Here is an 18043-nt window from a genome sequence, read left to right as displayed (position 1 = left end):
ACTCCGATCTGCCCCGTTTCGCAAGAATTCTGCCTATGTCCCTGCGCGTGTACATTCGCGCAGCCCTGCTCGGGCTGTGCCTGTCCCTCTCGTTCGCCGCCACGGCGGCCGAGGCCCCGACCACCGCCAACATCCAGAACAGCCTCGACAAGATCGCCGAGCGCAAGCTGCCCGAAGCCGAGCAGAAGGCTCTGCAACAAGTGCTCGAGCAGACCCTGGCCCTGCTCGTCAGCAAGGAAGACAGCGAAAAGAAACTCGCCGCGCTCAAGCAGCAGTTGGCCGATGCCCCGGAACAGACCCGTGAAAGCCAGCGCGAGCTGGCCAAGCTCAAGGACAGCAAGAGCGTGCCGGTGGCCCAGCGCTACGCCAACCTCACCGTGCCGCAGCTGGAGCAGATGCTCAACGAGCGCAGCACCCAGCAGGGTGAGCTGCAGAAGGCGCTGTCCGAGGCCAACAGCCTGATCATCAACTCCCAGACCCGTCCCGAGCGGGCCCAGGCCGAGATCAGCAACAACCAGACCCGTGCCCAGCAGATCAACAACAGCCTCAAGTCCGGCAAGGACAACGGCAAGCCGCTGTCCACCGATCAGCGCAACCAGCTCAATGCCGAGCTGGCCTCGATCACCGCCCTGACCCAGCTGCGCCGCCAGGAACTGGCCGGCAACAGCTTGCTGCAGGACCTGGGCAATGCCCGCCACGACCTGCTGATCGAGCGTGCCACGCGACTGGAGCAGGAGATCCAGGAGCTGCAGACGCTGATCAACGACAAGCGCCTGGCCCAGTCCCAGCAAACCGTCACCCAGCAGTCGATCGAGGCGCAGAAAGCGGGTGGCAGCACCCTGCTGGCCAACGAGAGCTCAGCCAACCTCAAGCTCTCCGACTACCTGCTCAAGAGCACCGACCGCCTCAACGAACTGACCCAGCAGAACCTGCGGACCAAGCAGCAGCTCGACACCCTGACCCAGGCCGACCAAGCCCTGGACGAGCAGATCAACGTGCTCAAGGGCAGCCTGCTGCTGTCGAAGATCCTCTACAAGCAGAAACAAGCCCTGCCACACCTGACAGTCGACCGCGACCTGGCCGACCAGATCGCCGACATCCGCCTGTACCAGTTCGAGGTCAACCAGCAGCGCGAACAGATGAGCAGCCCGTCCACCTACGTCGACCGGCTGCTGGCCAACCAGCCCCAGGAAAACGTCACGCCCCAGCTGCGCAAGGCCCTGCTGGAAGTGGCGCTCACTCGCAGCGACCTGCTCGAGCGCCTGAACCGCGAGCTCTCGGCACTGCTCAACGAGTCCATCACCCTGCAACTGAACCAGAAGCAGTTGCTCAGCACCGCCCAGAACCTGCGCACCACCCTGGAAGAGCAGATGTTCTGGATCCCCAGCAACAAGCCGCTGGACTGGGAGTGGCTGCGCTACGTGCCGCAACGGCTCGCCGAGCAGGTGATCAGCCTGCCTTGGGGCTCAGGCATCAAGGAACTGACCGATGGCCTGGTCCAGCAACCACTGCTGTTCCTGCCCCTGCTGCTGGTGATCGGCGCCCTGCTGTGGCGTCGCAAGTACCTGTACCAGCGCCTGGGCAAGGTTCACCAGGACATCGGCCACTTCAAGCGCGACAGCCAGTGGCACACGCCCCAGGCGATCCTGATCAACGTCCTCCTGGCCCTGCCGGTCAGCCTGGCCCTCACCCTGGGCAGCTACGCCTTGCAGATCGATGCCCGCGGGCAGAACGCCAACCTCGGCGCCGCACTCTGGCAGATCGCCCAGGCCTGGTTGGTGTTCTACACCGCCTACCGCATCCTCGCCCCCGGTGGCGTGGCCGAGATCCACTTCCGCTGGCACAAGCCGCAGGTCGAGTTCCTCCGTGGCTGGGTGCGCCGCCTGGGCACCGTGGTGCTGGCGCTGGTCGGCGTGGTGGCAGTGGCCGAACACCAGCCCTCGGCCCTGGCCGACGATGTCCTCGGCATCGGCGTGGTGCTCACCTGCTATGCGCTGATGGCCTGGCTGCTCAGCCGCCTGCTGCTGAGCAGCCCGGCACACCGTGACACCTCGCTGTTCCGCAAGGCAGTTGGGGTGGCCTTCACCGCCCTGCCGATCGCCCTGTTCGTGGCGGTGTGCTTCGGCTACTACTACACCGCCCTCAAGCTCACGGACCGGCTGATCTACACCCTCTACCTGCTGCTGTTCTGGCTGGTGATCGAGGCCGCCTTCGTCCGTGGCCTTTCCGTGGCGGCGCGACGCCTGGCCTACCAGCGCGCCCTGAGCAAGCGCCAGGCGGCCAAGGAAGGCCTGGATGGCGAAGTGATCACCGAGGAACCGGCCCTGGACATCGAGCAGGTCAACCAGCAGTCCCTGCGCCTGATCCGCCTGGCCCTGCTCGGCGGCTTCATCGGCGGCCTGTACTGGGTCTGGTCGGACCTGATCACGGTCTTCTCGTACCTCAACAACGTCACCCTGTACGAGTACAGCAGCGGCACCGGCGCCGCCGCCAGCATGGTGCCGATCAGCCTCGGCGACCTGCTCGGCGCACTGTTGATCGTCGGCATCACCTTCGCCCTGGCCGGCAACCTGCCTGGACTGCTGGAAGTGCTGGTGCTGTCGCGCCTGAACCTGGCCCAGGGCAGCGCCTATGCCACCACCACGCTGCTGTCCTACGTGATCGCCGGGGTCGGCTTCGTCAGCACCCTGTCGACCCTCGGGGTCAGTTGGGACAAGCTGCAATGGCTGGTGGCCGCGCTATCGGTGGGCCTGGGCTTCGGCATGCAGGAGATTTTCGCCAACTTCATCTCCGGCATCATGATCCTGTTCGAGCGCCCGGTGCGCATCGGCGACACCATCACCATCGGCAACCTGTCCGGCACGGTGAGCAAGATCCGCATCCGCGCCACCACCATCACCGACTTCGACCGCAAGGACATCATCGTCCCCAACAAGACCTTCATCACCGGCCAACTGATCAACTGGTCGCTGACCGACACGGTCACCCGGGTGACGTTGAAGCTGGGCATCGACTACGGCTCGGACCTGGAGCTGGTGCGCGAGCTGCTGCTCAAGGGCGCCCACGAGAACCCGCGGGTGCTCAAGGACCCGGAGCCGATCGTGTACTTCCTCAACTTCGGCGAAAGCTCGCTGGACCACGAGCTGCGCATGCATGTGCGCGACCTGGGCGACCGTAACCCGACGCTGGACGAGATCAACCGCTACATCGACCGCGAGTTCAAGGCCCACGGCATCAAGATCTCGGTGCGCCAGGTCGAGGTGTTCCTCATGGACCCCAGGGACGGCAAGCAACAGTTGATCCCTGTGGAACAACCAAAATCGGATGGCACTGCGCCGGCCTGAGTGCACTCGAATACTTTATCCTGTCCCGTATCCTCGCGAGGGCCGCGCCCTCGCTCGCGATTTTCCAGGAGCCGGCCCGTGAAAGCCCTCGATCAACTGACGTTCGACAACCGCTTCGCCCGCCTGGGCGATGCCTTCTCCACCCAGGTTTTGCCCGAGCCGATCGCCGAGCCACGCCTGGTGGTGGCGAGCGAGTCGGCCATGGCCCTGCTCGACCTCGACCCGGCCCAGGCCGAGCTGCCAGTGTTCGCCGAGCTGTTCAGCGGCCACAAGCTGTGGGAAGAAGCCGACCCTCGGGCGATGGTCTACTCCGGGCACCAGTTCGGCTCCTACAACCCGCGCCTGGGGGACGGCCGAGGCCTGTTGCTGGGCGAGGTGGTCAACGAGGCCGGCGAGCACTGGGACCTGCACCTCAAGGGCGCCGGCCAGACCCCGTATTCACGTATGGGTGACGGCCGCGCCGTACTGCGCTCGTCGATCCGCGAGTTCCTCGCTTCCGAGGCCCTGCAGGCCCTCGGCATCCCCACCAGCCGGGCGCTGTGCGTAGTCGGCTCGAGCACGCCCGTGTGGCGCGAGACCCGCGAAAGCGCCGCCATGCTCCTGCGCCTGGCCCAGAGCCACGTGCGCTTCGGCCATTTCGAGTACTTCTACTACACCCGTCAGCCCGAGCAGCAGCGCCTGCTCATCGACCATGTCCTGGAGCAGCACTACCCCGAGTGCCGCGAAGCCGAGCAGCCCTACCTGGCCATGTTCCGCACCATCGTCGAACGCAATGCCGAGCTGATCGCCCGCTGGCAGGCCTACGGCTTCTGCCATGGGGTGATGAACACCGACAACATGTCGATCCTCGGCATCACCTTCGACTTCGGCCCCTACGCGTTCCTCGACGACTTCGACGCCAACTTCATCTGCAACCACTCCGACGACCGGGGCCGCTACAGCTACGCCAACCAGGTACCGATCGCCCACTGGAACCTCAGCGCCCTGGCCCAGGCGCTGACCACGGTGATCGAAGTAGAACCGCTCAAAGAGGCGCTGGGGCTGTTCCTGCCACTGTACCAGGCCCATTATCTGGACCTGATGCGCCGACGCCTGGGCTTCACCACCGCCGAGGACGATGACATGGCGCTGGTCGAGCGCCTGCTGCAGCGCATGCAGAGCGGCGGCGTGGACTACAACCTGTTCTTCCGCCGGCTCGGCGAACAGCCCGTGGCCGAGGCCCTGAAGGTGGTACGCGACGACTTCGTCGACCTGGCCGGCTTCGATGCCTGGGGCAAGGACTACCTGACCCGCTGCCAGCGCGAGGCCGCCCACGCCGAAGGGCGACGCGAGCGCATGCATGCCGTCAACCCGCTGTACGTGCTGCGCAACTACCTGGCGCAGAAGGCCATCGAGGCCGCCGAGGCGGGCGACTACAGTGAAGTGCGGCGGTTGCACCAGGTATTGTGCAAACCGTTCGAGGAACAGCCCGGGATGCACGCCTATGCCGAGCGGCCGCCGGAGTGGGGCAAGCATCTGGAGATCAGTTGTTCGTCATAGCAGGGCTGCCTTGCCGGCGATGGGGCGCAAAGCGCCCCCAAGACGACGGCTGAAAGTCCACCTCGTACCGATAAGGAGCTCCCATGTCCGACCCGCTACTGATCCCCTGCCCCCACTGCAACGGCCTCAACCGCCTGTCCGCCGCCCGCCTGGGCGACAACCCCAGGTGCGGCCGCTGCAAGCAGGATGTGCTGCTGAACAAGCCCTTCGACCTCACCGAGCGCAGCTACGCCAGCCAGATCAAGGGCGACCTGCCACTGCTGCTGGACGTCTGGGCCGACTGGTGCGGCCCGTGCAAATCCTTCGCCCCGACATTCGAGCAGGCCGCGCGCCAGCTCGGTGGCCGCTGCCGCCTGGCCAAGCTCGACAGCGAAGCCAACCGCAACCTGGCCGGGCAACTGGGCATTCGCTCGATCCCCAGCTTGATCCTGTTCAAGAACGGCCGCGAAGTGGCACGCCAGGCCGGCGCTTTTCCACTCCAGTCACTGCTGGAGTGGTTGCGCGGCCAGGGGGTCTAGTGGCCTGTACTCGAGTTCACCACACAGGCCACTAGTCATATATCAAGCACCGGCCAGTAGGGACTCATAGGGTATACGAAGGCCATCATGAAGCCGCTTGATCATGGAAAGGCTCAATCCGCGCTTTCCGTTCAGGACCTCGGATACACGCCCGCTCGGACCTATGTAGCGCTCTAGGTCTCGCGGGGTCAGGCCTTGCTGATCCATGCAGAACTTGATTGCCGCGATCGGATCGGCAGGGTGAATTGGATAGTGCTTGTTTTCATAGACTTCAATCAGTGTCACAAGCACTTCCATTTCGTCAGCCTCAGGCGTACCTGCCTCAGCCTGGAAAATGCTTTCAAGCCGCTGGAATGCTGCTCGAAGATCGTCATCATTGCGGATCGGCTTAATATTCACTGATCGTCTCCACGTCTATCTCGTCATAGCGCTTATGCGTACCGACGAACTTGACCCAGGCTATACCGGCTCGATACTGCATCTCGACCACAAGCCGGTATTTATTGCCTCCGATGTTGAAGACCACGCGGTTGTTGCCACATATGCTGGCATTACCAATCTGACTCTTTACATCCCGAGGCGTTCGCCAGATGGCCTTGAGCACCATATCGTGCCAGCTCTCCAACGGTGCCTTGGCGTCCTCGTGCCCCGGTAATTCCCAGAACTTCACCAAGGTACTTTTGGCAATGACGCGCATCCAAGCAGTTCTCCCTTTTTGGGAGATCCTAATGGATATCTACGTTTGCCGCAAGCGACGCCCTGTTCACTCGAGCCGCTCAAGCAAGTCATGCAACTCCACGAACTGCTGGGTCAGCTTGTGCCGCGGCTCCAGGTGGATCAACGGCAGGCTGGCATGGTGGGACTCGCGCATCTTCACCGAGCTGCCCAGGTATACCGGCAACACCGGCAGGCCTTCGGCCAGCAGCTCGTCGAGCATCTGCTGGGGCAGGCTGGCCCGCGACTGGAACTGGTTGACCACGATGCCCTCGACCAGCAAGTCTTCGTTGTGGTCGTCCTTGAGTTCCTCGATCTCGGCCAGCAGGCCGTACAGCGCCTGGCGCGAGAAACTGTCGCAATCGAAGGGGATGAGCACGCGATCGGCGGCGATCAGTGCAGAAACCGCATAGAAGTTCAAGGCTGGCGGCGTATCGATGTAGATCCGCTCGTAGTCGTCGTCCAGCTCGTCGAGCAGTTTGCGCAGCTTGTTGATCTTGTGCTTGGCCTCGAGCTTGGGCTGCAGGTCGGCCAGCTCCGGGGTCGCCGTGACCACGTGCAGGTTGTCGAACGGCGTTTCGTAGATATCGACCCGGTTCTTCTTGGCGAACGGCCCGCTGGACAGGCTCTGCTTGAAGAAGTCGGCGATGCCCATGGGGATGTCCTCGCCGGTCAGCCCGGTGAGGTACTGGGTCGAGTTGGCCTGGGCATCCAGGTCGATCAGCAGGGTCCGGTAGCCTTCGCTGGCGCTGACCGCCGCCAGGTTGCAGGCGATGCTCGACTTGCCCACGCCACCTTTCTGATTGAACACCACGCGCCGCATGGAAGACCTCCGTGTATCAACGAATGCCCGAGTATGTGGCGGCACAACGGCAATGGCCAGCATTCTTCATTCAAGTTGCCCCTGGCCCTGACCGACAACCTCAGTCAGACCGATTATCGGAAAAAGCGCACACAACTCATCAGACGATGCCACGTACGACTGAAGGCAATGTCTGATTGAAACCATATGCATTGATCCATGACTCCGGCACCGGGATAATGCGCGCCACTCGGCGAATGCGCCAACCCTGTCAGGTCGTTGTTCCGAGTCATTCCCTCGGCAAGGAATTCCCGCAGGGCGGGAAGTAGAAAGCACCGTGATCACCTTCGATATCAGCCAATGGCGCGCCTGGGCTCCGGGCTTGCAGACGCCTGCCGACTGGCAGGCGTGGGCGCTCGGTCACCAGGCCCCGCACAGCGACGGGCCGGCACCTGACGTGTCGTTCTTGCCCGCCATGCAACGCCGCCGGCTCAGCCGCCTGGCGCGCATGGCGTTCGCAGTTGGCTGGCCATTGGCCGAAGGGCACGAAACATTGCCGCTGGTGTTCGTCTCGCGCCATGGTGAAACCCCTCGGACATTCTCGATTCTCAGCGAGCTGGCCGAGCGCCAGCCGCTGTCGCCGACCCAGTTCAGCCTGTCGGTGCACAACGCAGTGATTGGCCTATGGTCGATCCTGCGCGGCGAAACCAGCGAGATGACCGCCCTGGCCGCGGCCGGCGATGGCTTCGAGCACGGTGTGCTGGAGGCCTCCGCGCTGCTGGCCGAGGGGGCCCCGGCGGTGCTGTTGATCGTTACCGAGGAGCTGCCGCCGGAGGCTTACAGGCCATGGATAGACGACGTGCCCTTCGCCTATGCCCTGGGTCTGCTGCTCACGCCTGGTACGCATTGGCAACTGGCCCAGGGCCAGACACCGGCCCCCGAGGCCACGGAACTGCCCCATGCCCTGAACTGGCTTCGTGCCTCGCTCAACGGCACGGGCTCCTTCACTCATACATGGAAGCGTCGTACATGGAACTGGCAACGGCAGCCGTGAGACGGCCACGCGATGCCTACTACTGGCGCCTGCTGGCGACGGCCGCGAGCTTCTTTCTGTTCGGGCTGGGCGGCCTGTGCCTGCGGTTGCTGGTGTTCCCGCTGCTCGCCTGCCTGCCCGGTAGTGCAACGCGCCACCGTCAGCGCGCCCGTCATACCATTGGCTGGTTGTTCTGGCGCTTCATCCGTTTCATGCACGCTGCGGGCGTGCTGACCTATGAGATAGACGGCGCCGAACGTTTGGGGCGTCCCGGCCAGATGATCGTCGCCAACCACCCGTCGCTGATCGATGTCGTGTTTCTCATCGGCCTTGTGCGCCAAGCCAACTGCGTGGTCAAGCACAGCCTGTTCGAGAACCCCTTCACCCGCGGCCCGGTGAGCGAAGCCCAGTACATCGGCAATGACGGCAGCCTGGACATGCTCGACACCGCCGTGCAATCCCTGCGCCACGGCCAGCCGCTGATCATCTTTCCCGAAGGCACGCGCACACCACCCGGCCAAACGCCAACCTTTCATCGCGGCGCCGCCGCCATCGCTCTACGGGGTGCGAAGATCATCACCCCGGTGACCATCGAGGTCAGCCCCACCACCCTGACCAAGAACGAACCCTGGTACCGCATTCCCAGCCGCCGCGTCCATTTCACCCTCAAGGTCGGCAGCGATATCGACCCCCAGGCCTTCGCCGTCCAGGGACCCGCGCCCCAAGCATCGCGCAAACTCAACGACTACCTGCACCAGTACTACATCAAGGAGCTCGCCGCCGATGAGCGATCCACAGCAAGACCTGCACCGTGACCTCAAGCAACTGATCATCGACGCCCTGGGCCTGGAGGACATCAGCGTGCAGGACATCGACGACCAGCAGACCCTCTTCGGCGAAGGCCTGGGCCTGGACTCGGTGGATGCGCTGGAACTCGGCCTGGCGATCCAGAAGCGCTATGGCATCAAGATCGATGCCGACGCCAAGGACACCCGCAACCATTTCAGCAACGTTGCCGCCCTGGCCGCGTTCGTCACTGCCCGTAAGGCCGCCTGAGACCGCCCCATGCAAACCCGCGAAGACATCTTCAACATCCTGCGCGACGCCCTGGTAGAACTGTTCGAACTGGAACCGTCTCGCATCAGCCTGGACGCCAACCTGTACCAGGACCTGGAGATCGACAGCATCGACGCCGTCGACCTGATCGACCACATCAAGCGCCAGACCGGCAAGAAAATCACCGCCGACGACTTCAAGTCGGTACGCACCGTCAACGATGTGGTCGAAGCGGTGTTCCGCCTGGTCAACCCTCCGGCATGAAGCGCCTGATCGGCCTCGGCTTGCTGGCGGCCGGTGTGCTGTATCCCTTTGCAGTGCATTTCGGCATGACGCACTTCGCCCCGTGGCAGTTCGGCCTGCTGCTCGGTGCCTTGTGGCTGGCCCGCGCCCTGAGCGCGCCACACCGTCCCGGCAGTCTCGGGATGGCAGTGACGGCCCTGGCCTTCTGTGCCCTGCTGGGCCTTTCCGACAGCCCGCATCTCTTGCGCTGGTATCCGGTGCTGATCAGCACATTCATGCTCGCCCTGTTCGGCGCCAGCCTGCTGCGCGGCATGCCGGTCATCGAACGCCTGGCGCGCCTGCGCGACCCGTATCTCCCTCCGCACGCGGTGCGCTACACGCGCCGCGTGACCCAGGTCTGGTGCCTGTTCTTCCTGGCCAATGGCCTGATCGCCACCGCCCTCGCCCTGTGGGGGCCGCTGAGCTGGTGGACCCTCTACAATGGCCTGGTCGCGTATGCCGCCATGGGCCTGCTGTTCGCCGTCGAATGGCTGATAAGACAACGCGTGCGAGGACGCCCATGAACTGGATCGACCTTGAGCACCTGCTGCGCCCGCTGGATGCGCCACGCCAGGTGACCCAGGCTCCGGCCCTGGACCATGCCGCCCTGTGCCAACAGGCCCTTTGCCTGGCCGGCGGCCTGCGCCAACGTGGCGTGCAGCGCCTGGCAGTGCATCTGGAGGATGCCGCACAGCTGGCTGTCGCCCTGCTCGGCGCCTGGCGTGCCGGGGTCGAGGTATTGTTGCCCGCCGACCTGCAACCGGGCACCCGCGAACGCTGGAGCGCCCACGTCGATCTCTGGCTCAGCGACCAACCAGGTGACCTGGCCCCAGAGGCCCTGCAGGCCGCCCCATTGCCACCGGCGGACCTCGACCTGGATCAGTGCCGCATCAGCCTGTGCACCTCCGGCTCCAGTGGCGAACCCAAGCGCATCGACAAGCGACTGCGCCAACTGGCCAACGAGGTAACGGCCCTGGAACAGCTCTGGGGCGGGGCCCTGGGTGACGCCTGGATCATCGGTAGCGTCGCCACCCAGCACATCTATGGCCTGCTGTTTCGCGTGTTATGGCCGCTCTGTGCCGGGCGCGGTTTCGACAGGCGCCAACTGCCCTTCCCCGAAGACCTGCAGCGCGCCAGCCGCGAGCACCCGGCGTTCGCCTGGGTGGCCAGCCCCGCCCTGCTCAAGCGCATGGGTGACAACCTCGACTGGCCGGCCCTGAGCCTGGTACGCAAGGTCTTTTCCTCCGGTGGCGAATTGCCTGCCGATGCCGCCGAGCGCTTGCACCAGCGCCTGGGCCAATGGCCAACGGAAATTCTCGGCAGCTCCGAAACCGGCGGTATCGCCTGGCGGCAAGGTGAAGCCCTGTGGCAACCGTTCGCCGACGTGCGCTTGAGCCAGGATGAACAGGGCGCCTTGCGCATCGCATCACCGTACCTGCCTGCTGGGCATGTCGAGCAGAGCGCCGACGCCGTCGAGTTCACCAGCGACGGCCGCTTTCGCCTGCTCGGTCGCCTGGATCGCATCGTCAAGCTGGAAGAAAAGCGCATCTCCCTGCCCATGCTCGAACAGGCGCTGTGCACTCACGCCTGGGTTGCCGAGGCGCGCCTGGGCATGATCGAGGAAGGTCGCGCCTACCTTGGGGCGCTCCTGGTGCTCTCTGCCAACGGCCTGCATACCCTGCGCAACCAAGGTCGCCGCACCCTGGTGGAAGGCTTGCGCCAACACCTGGCCGCCCATTGCGAGGCCCTGGCGCTGCCACGCCGCTGGCGCCTGCTCCGGCAGTTGCCCCTCAATGCCCAGGGCAAACTCCCACAGGCTCAACTCCAGGCCCTTTTGCAGGCCCCTCGCAGCATGGCCGCAGAATGCCTGGAACAGCGCCAGGAAGGTGACACATGGCACCTGCGCCTTGCCGTACCCGTGGATTTGGCCTGCTTCACCGGGCACTTCCCGCAGGCACCGGTGCTACCGGGAGTGGTGCAGATCGACTGGGCTATCGCCCAGGCCCGCGAACTACTCGGCATCGATGGCCGCTTCGTCGGCATGGAGGTGCTCAAATTCCAGCAACTGGTCCGCCCTGGCGACGAGTTGGCACTGACCCTGCGCTTCGATACCGAGCGCGGCAAACTGTATTTCGCCTACAGCTGCGCCGGACAAGCCTGCGCCAGTGGCCGCATTCTGCTGGAGGCTTCCCGTGCATAGGGCCTGCGCTGTGATCCCGGTGTACAACCATGAGCAAGCAGTGCCGTCGGTGGTCGACAACCTGCTACGCGCCGGCCTGCCTTGCGTGCTGGTCGACGACGCCAGCCATGCGCCCTGTGCCCAGGTACTGCGGCAACTGGCCAAGCAAGACGATGTGCACCTGGTCAACCTGCCGGTCAACCAAGGCAAGGGCGGCGCCGTCATGGCCGGCCTGCGCGAAGCCGCACGCCTGGGCTTCAGCCATGCCTTGCAGGTGGACGCCGATGGGCAGCATGACCTGGCCGACGTCAGCCGCTTCCTGGAACAGTCGCAGGCTTATCCACAAGCGCTGGTGTGCGGTTATCCACAATACGATGCCAGCGTACCCAAGGGCCGCCTGTACGCCCGCTACCTCACCCACGTGTGGGTGTGGATCAACAGCCTGTCGCTGCGCATCCCCGACGCCATGTGTGGTTTGCGTATCTACCCATTACCCGTGACACTGGCCTTGATCGACAGCGTCAACCTCGGCCGGCGCATGGACTTCGACCCGGAGATCCTGGTGCGCCTGTCATGGCGTAACCAGCCAATGCGCTGGCTGCCGACACGGGTCCACTACCCGCAGGACGGCCTGTCGCACTTTCGCCTGTTCCACGACAACGCGCTGATCTCGAAGATGCACGCCAAGCTGTTCTTCGGCATGCTCCTACGCGCGCCGCTGATCCTCTGGCGCAGGTATCGCGCATGAGCGGGCAACCACAGCACTGGGCCGAGCAGCAGGAGCGCGGCAGCTTCTGGTTGATGAAGCTGACTGCGACCTTGGTGCGCTTGCTTGGCCGCCGCATGCTCAGCCCGCTGATCCATGTGGTTGTCGCCTATTTCTTCCTGTTCGGCCGTCGCGCCCGGCGCAGCGCCTGGCAATACCAGCAGCGGCTCAACCAGTGGAGCGGCGGGCAGGTACCGGCTCCCAGCCAATGGCGGGTGTTCCGTCAATTCATGGCATTCGCCGAGGCCCTGCTGGACAAGCTCGACGTGTGGAACGGCAGGCTGCGCCTGGAAGACATCGAGATCGAGGACCCGGCCCAACTGCGCCAGCGACTGCATGGCGAACGCGGCCAACTGCTGGTGGGCGCACACCTGGGTAACCTCGAGGTGTGCCGCGCCCTGGCCGAGATCGGCGAACAGGTCACCATGAACGTACTGGTCCATACTCGCCATGCCGAGCGCTTCAACCGCCTGCTGGGCGAGGCCGGGGCCAGCAACCTGCGGCTGATCCAGGTCAGCGAGCTGGATCCGGCAGTGATGCTGCAGTTATCCGAACGCCTGGAGCGCGGCGAGTGGTTGGCCATCGCCGGTGACCGCATCCCCCTGCACGGCACGCGCACGGTCGAGGTGGACTTCCTCGGCCATCCGGCCGCCTTTCCGCAGGGCCCGTGGTTACTGGCCGGGCTGCTGGGCTGCCCGCTCAACTTGCTGTTCTGTCTCAAGCACGAGGGCCGCTACCGGGTCGTCCTCGAACCGTTCGTCGAGCGCCTGCACTGGCGGCGTGGCCAACGCGAGCAGGTGATCGCCGAATGGGCCGTGCGCTACGCCGATCGCCTCGGCCATTACTGCTGCCAGGCCCCCCTGCAATGGTTCAATTTCTACCCCTTCTGGAAGACCGATGACGATGCATCCGCATGAGCCTGTAACCTTCGGCGAGTCGCCGCTCGCGATCGAGGATGTCCTGGCCCTGGCCGAGCGCCGGGCCCCGGCGCGCCTGCAGGACGACCCTGCCTATCGCGAGCGCATCGACCGCGGCGCACGCTTTCTCGACACCTTGCTCGACAAGGAAGGGGTGATCTATGGCGTGACCACCGGCTATGGCGACTCTTGCGTGGTGGCCGTACCGCTGGAGCACGTGGAAGCGCTGCCCCGACACCTGTACACCTTCCATGGCTGTGGCCTGGGCAAGCTGCTCGGCCCCATCGCCACTCGCGCGGTGCTCGCCGCCCGACTACGCTCGCTCAGTCATGGCGTGTCGGGCGTGCGCCTGGCATTGCTGGAGCGCCTGCGGGCGTTTCTCGAACACGATATCCTGCCGCTGATCCCGGAAGAGGGCTCGGTGGGCGCCAGCGGCGACCTGACCCCGCTGTCGTACGTCGCCGCCGCACTGTCCGGCGAACGCGAGGTGCTCTACCAGGGCGAGCGCCGTGGCAGCGCGGACGTACACCGTGAATTGGGCTGGCAACCGCTGGTGCTGCGGCCCAAGGAAGCCCTGGCACTGATGAACGGCACCGCGGTGATGACGGGCCTGGCCTGCCTGGCCTATGCCCGCGCCGACTACCTGCTGCACCTGGCCACGCGCATCACCGCACTCAACGTCATAGGTCTGCAGGGCAACCCCGAGCACTTCGACGAGCGCCTGTTCGCCGCCAAACCGCACCCTGGCCAGGCCCAGGTCGCCGCCTGGCTACGCCAGGATCTCGCCCTCGACGCCCCGCTGCCGCCGCTGCACCGCTTGCAAGACCGTTACTCGCTGCGCTGCGCTCCCCATGTACTAGGGGTGTTGGCCGATAGCCTGGGCTGGCTGCGAGGCTTCATCGAGACCGAGTTGAACAGCGCCAACGACAATCCGATCATCGATGGCGAAGCCGAGCGCGTGCTGCACGGCGGGCACTTCTATGGCGGCCATATCGCCTTCGCCATGGACAGCCTGAAGACCCTGGTCGCCAATGTCGCCGACCTGCTCGACCGCCAGCTCGCGCTGCTGGTAGACGTGCGCTACAACCACGGCCTGCCGAGCAACCTCTCCGGCGCCGAAGCCGACCGGGCGATGATCAACCACGGTTTCAAGGCCGTGCAGATCGGCGCCAGCGCCTGGACGGCCGAAGCCCTCAAGCAGACCATGCCGGCCAGCGTCTTCTCCCGCTCCACCGAATGCCACAACCAGGACAAGGTGAGCATGGGCACCATTGCCGCGCGCGACGCCCTGCGCGTATTGGAACTGACCGAGCAAGTCGCCGCCGCGACCCTGCTGGCAGCCAACCAAGGTGTCTGGCTGCGTGCCCGCCAAGCCGCTGCGCGGCCATTGCCGCCGGCCCTGGCACGCATGCATGAGGCCCTGCTGGAAGACTTCGCCCCGGTCATCGAAGACCGAGCCCTGGAAAGCGACCTGCGCCTGTGCCTCGAACGTATCGGCGAGCGCCACTGGAGGTTGCATGCGTAGCCCCGGCGTCTTCCATGTCGACAGCGAGATCGTCGTCCCCTTCTTCGACGTCGACAGCATGCATATCGTCTGGCACGGCCACTACGTCAAGTACCTGGAGATAGCCCGTTGCGCACTGCTCGATCGTCTCGAGCACAACTACCTGCAGATGCAGGCCAGCGGCTATGCCTGGCCGGTGATCGACCTGCAGCTGCGCTACATCCGTGGCGCCACCTTCGGCCAGCACCTGAAGGTGCGGGCCAGCCTGGTGGAGTGGGAAAACCGCTTGAAGATCCACTACCTGATCAGCGATGCCGCCACAGGCGAGCGCATGACCCGCGCCAGTACGGTGCAGGTCGCGGTGCATATCGACAGCGGGGAAATGCAACTGGCGTCACCGCAGGTCATGCTCGACGCGGTGCAGAAGGTATTGTCATGAAGCGCCTCGCGCACCTGCTCGCCACGCTCGCCCTACTGGCCGCCAGCGCCTTGGCCCAGGCCTTCGGCTTGGACGATCTGCAGAAACACCTGGGCGACACGGCGGTGGTCAAGGGGCCATTCATCCAGGAAAAACACCTGCGTGCCCTGCCGCAACCGCTGTTGAGCGAAGGCCGCTTCGTCCTCGCCCGCGACCATGGCCTGCTGTGGCTGCTGCAAGCGCCCTTGCGCCAGGACTACCGTATCGACGCCAGCGGCATCGCCCGGCGTACCCCCGAGGGCTGGCAAGCCTTGCCCAGCCGCAGCGCCGCCGCCGAACAAAACCGCCTGTTCTTCGCCGTGCTGCAAGGCGACAGCAGCGGCCTGCAACGTGACTTCGAACTGAGCCTGTCGGGCGACGCGCAGCACTGGCAACTGCGCCTGACACCTCGTTCGCTACTGCTCAAGCAGGTCTTCAAGCATATCGACATCACCGGTGGGCGCTTCGTTGAGCGCATCGAACTGAACGAAACCCAAGGCGACAGGACCGTTCTGCGCATGCCCCAAAGCAGCGGCGCGGCCACCCTGGACGACCCGGAGCGCCGTGATTTTGCCGACTGAACGCCTGTTGCCCCGCCTGTTCCTGGCCTTGTTGCTGGTCATGCTCGCCGTCGTCGGCTGGCAATGGCACCGGGGGGCACCGCTGTCGGCCGATCTGATGACCCTGGTCCCCGGCGCGAGCCAAGACCCGCTGGTCAAGCGCGCCGAACAGCGCATGCAAGAGCCGCTGAACCGCGAATTGCTGGTGCTGGTCGGTCACCCCGACCGCCAGCAGGCGCTCGCCATGACCGAGCGTCTGGCTGGACAATGGCAGGCCAGCGGGCTGTTCGAAAAGGTGCAGTGGAGCCTGCAGACCGACCTCGCCGCCGTACGCGAACAACTGCTGCAAGGGCGCCTGGCCATGCTTTCGGCCACGGATCGCCAGCAACTGCGCAAGGATCCCGACGCATTCGTCGAGCAGCGTGTGCACAACCTGTTCGACCCCTTCGCCGGCTTCAGCCTGGTGTCCAGCCAAGACGACTGGCTGGGCCTGACCGGACGTATCCAGGCCAGCCAGCCCAAACCTGCCAACGTCGAGCTGGACACCGCCAGTGGCGCCCTGATCGCCAAGGCCGAGGGCAAGCATTGGGTACTGCTGCGCGCACGTACCTACGCCGATGCCTTCGACATGCACCTGCCCTTGCAGGTGGCCGACCTGCTCGCCAGCAGCCGCACCCAGGCCGACCAGCAGGGCGCCCATCTCCTGGCAGCCAGCGGCCTGCTGCATGCCGCCGCTGGCCAACGACAGGCCAGCCGCGAGATCACCTGGGTCGGTGGTGGCGCCACCCTCGGCATCCTGCTGCTGTTGCTGCTGGCGTTCAAGCGCTGGCGGGTGTTGCTGGCGTTTGTCCCGGTCCTGGTGGGCATGCTGTTCGGCTCGGTGGTCTGCGTGATGCTGTTCGGCCAGATGCACGTCATGACCCTGGTGCTGGGCTCCAGCCTGATCGGCGTGGCGGTGGATTATCCCCTGCACTACTTGTCCAAGAGCTGGAGCCTGACGCCTTGGCGCAGTTGGCCAGCCGTACGCCTGGCCCTGCCGGGCATGAGCCTGAGCCTGGCGACCAGTTGCATCGGCTACCTGGCCTTGGCTTTCACGCCCTTCCCGGCACTGACCCAGATCGCCGCCTTCTCCGCCGCAGGCCTGGTCGGCGCCTACCTGAGCGCGGTGTGCCTGCTGCCTGCCCTGCTGGGGAAGGTCGAGCTGCAGCCGGCGCAGTGGCCACTGCGCATCGCCGAAACGCTCACCGATTGGCGCGAACGCCTGCTGCGCAGGGTGCCAAGCAGTGCGCTGCTGGTCCTGCTAGCCCTGTTCTGTGCCACCGGCCTGTGGCACCTGAACAGCCGCAACGATATCCGTCAATGGGTCGGCAGCCCACCCCAGTTGCTCGAAGAAGCCCAGGCAGTGGCACGCATCACAGGCTACCAGCCGACCAGCCAGTTCTATCTGGTGCGCGGCGCCGACCAGCAAGCGTTGCTCGATCGTTTGGAGGCGCTGTCCAGCAAGCTCGACGAATGGGTGGCGCAGGGCGAGCTCAAGGGCTACATGAGCCTCAGCCAGATCGTCGCCAGCCCCGCTGAACAAGCGCAGGCACGCCAGGCCCTGAGAGCCCTCGGCGCGCACTGGCAACCGCTCGTGGCCCTGGGCGTGCCAGAAGCGGCCCTGGTCGCCGAGCAAGCACAATTGTTGCAGCTACCCGTGCAGACCATCGACCAAGTGCTCGCCGGCCCCCTGGGCGAAGCCTGGCGGCCGTTATGGCTGGGCCAGGACGGTACGGGCGTGGCCGCCATCGTCAGCTTGCAGGGCCTGGGCGATGCCGCCCTGCTGCGCCTGCACACCGCTGAACTGGCCGGGGTGCAACTGATAGACCGGCTGGGTGAGCTGAACCAGGTATTCGCGGCCACCCAGGTCAGCGCCGCCGAACTCAAGCTGCTGTCCTGCGCCCTGATCCTGGTGCTACTGGCCCTGCCCTTCGGCCTTCGCGGCGCCCTGCGCATCGTGGCCCTGCCACTTCTGGCAGCCCTGTGCAGCCTGGCCAGCCTCGGCTGGCTCGGTCAGCCACTGACCCTGTTCAGCCTGTTCGGCCTGCTGCTGGTAACGGCGATCAGCGTCGACTACGCGATCCTGATGCATGAGCGCATCGGCGGCGATGCCGTGAGTCTGCTGGGTATCCTGCTGGCGGCACTCACCACCTGGCTGTCGTTCGGCCTGCTGGCCTTGTCGAGCACGCCAGCAGTGAGCAACTTCGGCCTGGCAGTAAGCCTGGGCCTGGTCTTCAGCTTCCTGTTGGCCCCCTGGGCTGCCCCTCGCGATGGAGGGCACACGTCGCCATGACCCGCCTTCTGTCATGGGCACCGGCCCTGGCGATGCATGC

General features: G+C 65.3%; 18 protein-coding genes. 15 read left to right on the top strand and 3 right to left on the bottom strand.

Going from position 1 to position 18043, the window contains the following annotated elements; genetic code table 11:
- Positions 1-35 precede the first annotated feature (35 nt).
- The 3 genes from mscK (at position 36) to trxC (ending at position 5401) form a co-directional block, all read left to right on the top strand.
- A complete protein-coding gene (gene mscK / locus WCE05_RS02900) occupies positions 36-3344 on the top strand; it encodes a mechanosensitive channel MscK (RefSeq protein WP_253079868.1) in 3309 nt (1102 codons plus the stop codon).
- Positions 3345-3422: 78 nt separating this feature from the next.
- On the top strand, positions 3423-4883 hold the full coding sequence (gene selO, locus WCE05_RS02895; protein WP_368815414.1) for a protein adenylyltransferase SelO: 1461 nt from the start codon (positions 3423-3425) through the stop codon (positions 4881-4883).
- Positions 4884-4966: 83 nt separating this feature from the next.
- Positions 4967-5401, top strand: coding sequence for a thioredoxin TrxC (gene trxC, locus WCE05_RS02890; protein WP_368815413.1), 435 nt, complete (start codon positions 4967-4969; stop codon positions 5399-5401).
- 42 nt (positions 5402-5443) lie between these two features.
- Here the strand turns inward: trxC and WCE05_RS02885 are convergent, their stop codons facing one another.
- The 3 genes from WCE05_RS02885 to WCE05_RS02875 all read right to left on the bottom strand — a co-directional run bounded on the left by WCE05_RS02885 (position 5444) and on the right by WCE05_RS02875 (position 6938).
- On the bottom strand, positions 5444-5800 hold the full coding sequence (locus tag WCE05_RS02885; protein WP_368815412.1) for a type II toxin-antitoxin system HigA family antitoxin: 357 nt from the start codon (positions 5798-5800) through the stop codon (positions 5444-5446).
- Positions 5790-6098 carry a type II toxin-antitoxin system HigB family toxin gene (locus WCE05_RS02880; RefSeq protein WP_368815411.1) on the bottom strand — a complete coding sequence of 103 codons (309 nt, stop codon included), beginning with the start codon at positions 6096-6098 and terminating at the stop codon, positions 5790-5792. The genes WCE05_RS02885 and WCE05_RS02880 overlap by 11 nt, the downstream gene beginning before the upstream one ends.
- Positions 6099-6164: 66 nt before the next feature.
- Positions 6165-6938 (bottom strand): ParA family protein, encoded by a 774-nt coding sequence (locus WCE05_RS02875; RefSeq protein WP_225787504.1) that lies wholly within the window; start codon positions 6936-6938, stop codon positions 6165-6167.
- A gap of 316 nt (positions 6939-7254) precedes the next feature.
- Between WCE05_RS02875 and WCE05_RS02870 the strand changes: the two genes are divergently transcribed.
- From WCE05_RS02870 to WCE05_RS02815, 12 genes are read left to right on the top strand one after another with little or no spacing between them, the layout of a single operon-like run.
- Positions 7255-7971 (top strand): beta-ketoacyl synthase chain length factor, encoded by a 717-nt coding sequence (locus WCE05_RS02870; protein ID WP_368815410.1) that lies wholly within the window; start codon positions 7255-7257, stop codon positions 7969-7971.
- The gene (locus WCE05_RS02865; protein ID WP_368815409.1) at positions 7947-8765 is read left to right on the top strand and encodes a lysophospholipid acyltransferase family protein; all 819 of its coding nucleotides are present in this window, start codon (positions 7947-7949) and stop codon (positions 8763-8765) included. The genes WCE05_RS02870 and WCE05_RS02865 overlap by 25 nt, the downstream gene beginning before the upstream one ends.
- Positions 8734-9006 carry a phosphopantetheine-binding protein gene (locus WCE05_RS02860; protein WP_225787507.1) on the top strand — a complete coding sequence of 91 codons (273 nt, stop codon included), beginning with the start codon at positions 8734-8736 and terminating at the stop codon, positions 9004-9006. Before WCE05_RS02865 ends, WCE05_RS02860 begins: the two co-directional genes overlap by 32 nt.
- Positions 9007-9015: 9 nt before the next feature.
- Entirely contained in the window at positions 9016-9270 is a 255-nt protein-coding gene (locus WCE05_RS02855; RefSeq protein WP_225787508.1) for an acyl carrier protein, read from the top strand.
- Positions 9267-9812 (top strand): hypothetical protein, encoded by a 546-nt coding sequence (locus WCE05_RS02850; protein ID WP_368815408.1) that lies wholly within the window; start codon positions 9267-9269, stop codon positions 9810-9812. The genes WCE05_RS02855 and WCE05_RS02850 overlap by 4 nt, the downstream gene beginning before the upstream one ends.
- Positions 9809-11488 (top strand): AMP-binding protein, encoded by a 1680-nt coding sequence (locus WCE05_RS02845; protein ID WP_253100159.1) that lies wholly within the window; start codon positions 9809-9811, stop codon positions 11486-11488. Before WCE05_RS02850 ends, WCE05_RS02845 begins: the two co-directional genes overlap by 4 nt.
- On the top strand, positions 11481-12215 hold the full coding sequence (locus WCE05_RS02840; RefSeq protein WP_225787511.1) for a glycosyltransferase family 2 protein: 735 nt from the start codon (positions 11481-11483) through the stop codon (positions 12213-12215). The genes WCE05_RS02845 and WCE05_RS02840 overlap by 8 nt, the downstream gene beginning before the upstream one ends.
- Positions 12212-13150 carry a glycosyl transferase gene (locus tag WCE05_RS02835; protein ID WP_225787512.1) on the top strand — a complete coding sequence of 313 codons (939 nt, stop codon included), beginning with the start codon at positions 12212-12214 and terminating at the stop codon, positions 13148-13150. Before WCE05_RS02840 ends, WCE05_RS02835 begins: the two co-directional genes overlap by 4 nt.
- Positions 13131-14675: a histidine ammonia-lyase gene (hutH, locus tag WCE05_RS02830; RefSeq protein ID WP_368815407.1), complete on the top strand. Its 1545-nt coding sequence runs from the start codon at positions 13131-13133 to the stop codon at positions 14673-14675. The genes WCE05_RS02835 and hutH overlap by 20 nt, the downstream gene beginning before the upstream one ends.
- Positions 14668-15093 (top strand): thioesterase family protein, encoded by a 426-nt coding sequence (locus WCE05_RS02825; RefSeq protein ID WP_225787514.1) that lies wholly within the window; start codon positions 14668-14670, stop codon positions 15091-15093. Before hutH ends, WCE05_RS02825 begins: the two co-directional genes overlap by 8 nt.
- Positions 15090-15692: an outer membrane lipoprotein carrier protein LolA gene (locus WCE05_RS02820; RefSeq protein WP_368815406.1), complete on the top strand. Its 603-nt coding sequence runs from the start codon at positions 15090-15092 to the stop codon at positions 15690-15692. The genes WCE05_RS02825 and WCE05_RS02820 overlap by 4 nt, the downstream gene beginning before the upstream one ends.
- A complete protein-coding gene (locus tag WCE05_RS02815) occupies positions 15682-18003 on the top strand; it encodes an MMPL family transporter (protein WP_368815427.1) in 2322 nt (773 codons plus the stop codon). The genes WCE05_RS02820 and WCE05_RS02815 overlap by 11 nt, the downstream gene beginning before the upstream one ends.
- Positions 18004-18043: the final 40 nt, after the last annotated feature.

The sequence above is a fragment of the Pseudomonas sp. I2 genome (genome assembly GCF_040984075.1).
Lineage (GTDB): Bacteria > Pseudomonadota > Gammaproteobacteria > Pseudomonadales > Pseudomonadaceae > Aquipseudomonas > Aquipseudomonas guariconensis_B.
Note: the sequence above shows the minus strand (reverse complement) of the source record. Positions and strands in the feature narration are given on the sequence as shown.

Bases quoted from the DNA above. Each gene is read 5' to 3' on its own strand.
- mscK (WP_253079868.1), top strand. From the start codon at position 36: ATGTCCCTGCGCGTGTACATTCGCGCAGCCCTGCTCGGGCTGTGCCTG.
- trxC (WP_368815413.1), top strand. From the start codon at position 4,967: ATGTCCGACCCGCTACTGATCCCCTGCCCCCACTGCAACGGCCTCAAC.
- WCE05_RS02880 (WP_368815411.1), bottom strand. From the start codon at position 6,098: ATGCGCGTCATTGCCAAAAGTACCTTGGTGAAGTTCTGGGAATTACCG.
- WCE05_RS02875 (WP_225787504.1), bottom strand. From the start codon at position 6,938: ATGCGGCGCGTGGTGTTCAATCAGAAAGGTGGCGTGGGCAAGTCGAGC.
- WCE05_RS02865 (WP_368815409.1), top strand. From the start codon at position 7,947: ATGGAACTGGCAACGGCAGCCGTGAGACGGCCACGCGATGCCTACTAC.
- WCE05_RS02860 (WP_225787507.1), top strand. From the start codon at position 8,734: ATGAGCGATCCACAGCAAGACCTGCACCGTGACCTCAAGCAACTGATC.
- WCE05_RS02855 (WP_225787508.1), top strand. From the start codon at position 9,016: ATGCAAACCCGCGAAGACATCTTCAACATCCTGCGCGACGCCCTGGTA.
- WCE05_RS02850 (WP_368815408.1), top strand. From the start codon at position 9,267: ATGAAGCGCCTGATCGGCCTCGGCTTGCTGGCGGCCGGTGTGCTGTAT.
- WCE05_RS02845 (WP_253100159.1), top strand. From the start codon at position 9,809: ATGAACTGGATCGACCTTGAGCACCTGCTGCGCCCGCTGGATGCGCCA.
- WCE05_RS02835 (WP_225787512.1), top strand. From the start codon at position 12,212: ATGAGCGGGCAACCACAGCACTGGGCCGAGCAGCAGGAGCGCGGCAGC.
- hutH (WP_368815407.1), top strand. From the start codon at position 13,131: ATGACGATGCATCCGCATGAGCCTGTAACCTTCGGCGAGTCGCCGCTC.
- WCE05_RS02825 (WP_225787514.1), top strand. From the start codon at position 14,668: ATGCGTAGCCCCGGCGTCTTCCATGTCGACAGCGAGATCGTCGTCCCC.
- WCE05_RS02820 (WP_368815406.1), top strand. From the start codon at position 15,090: ATGAAGCGCCTCGCGCACCTGCTCGCCACGCTCGCCCTACTGGCCGCC.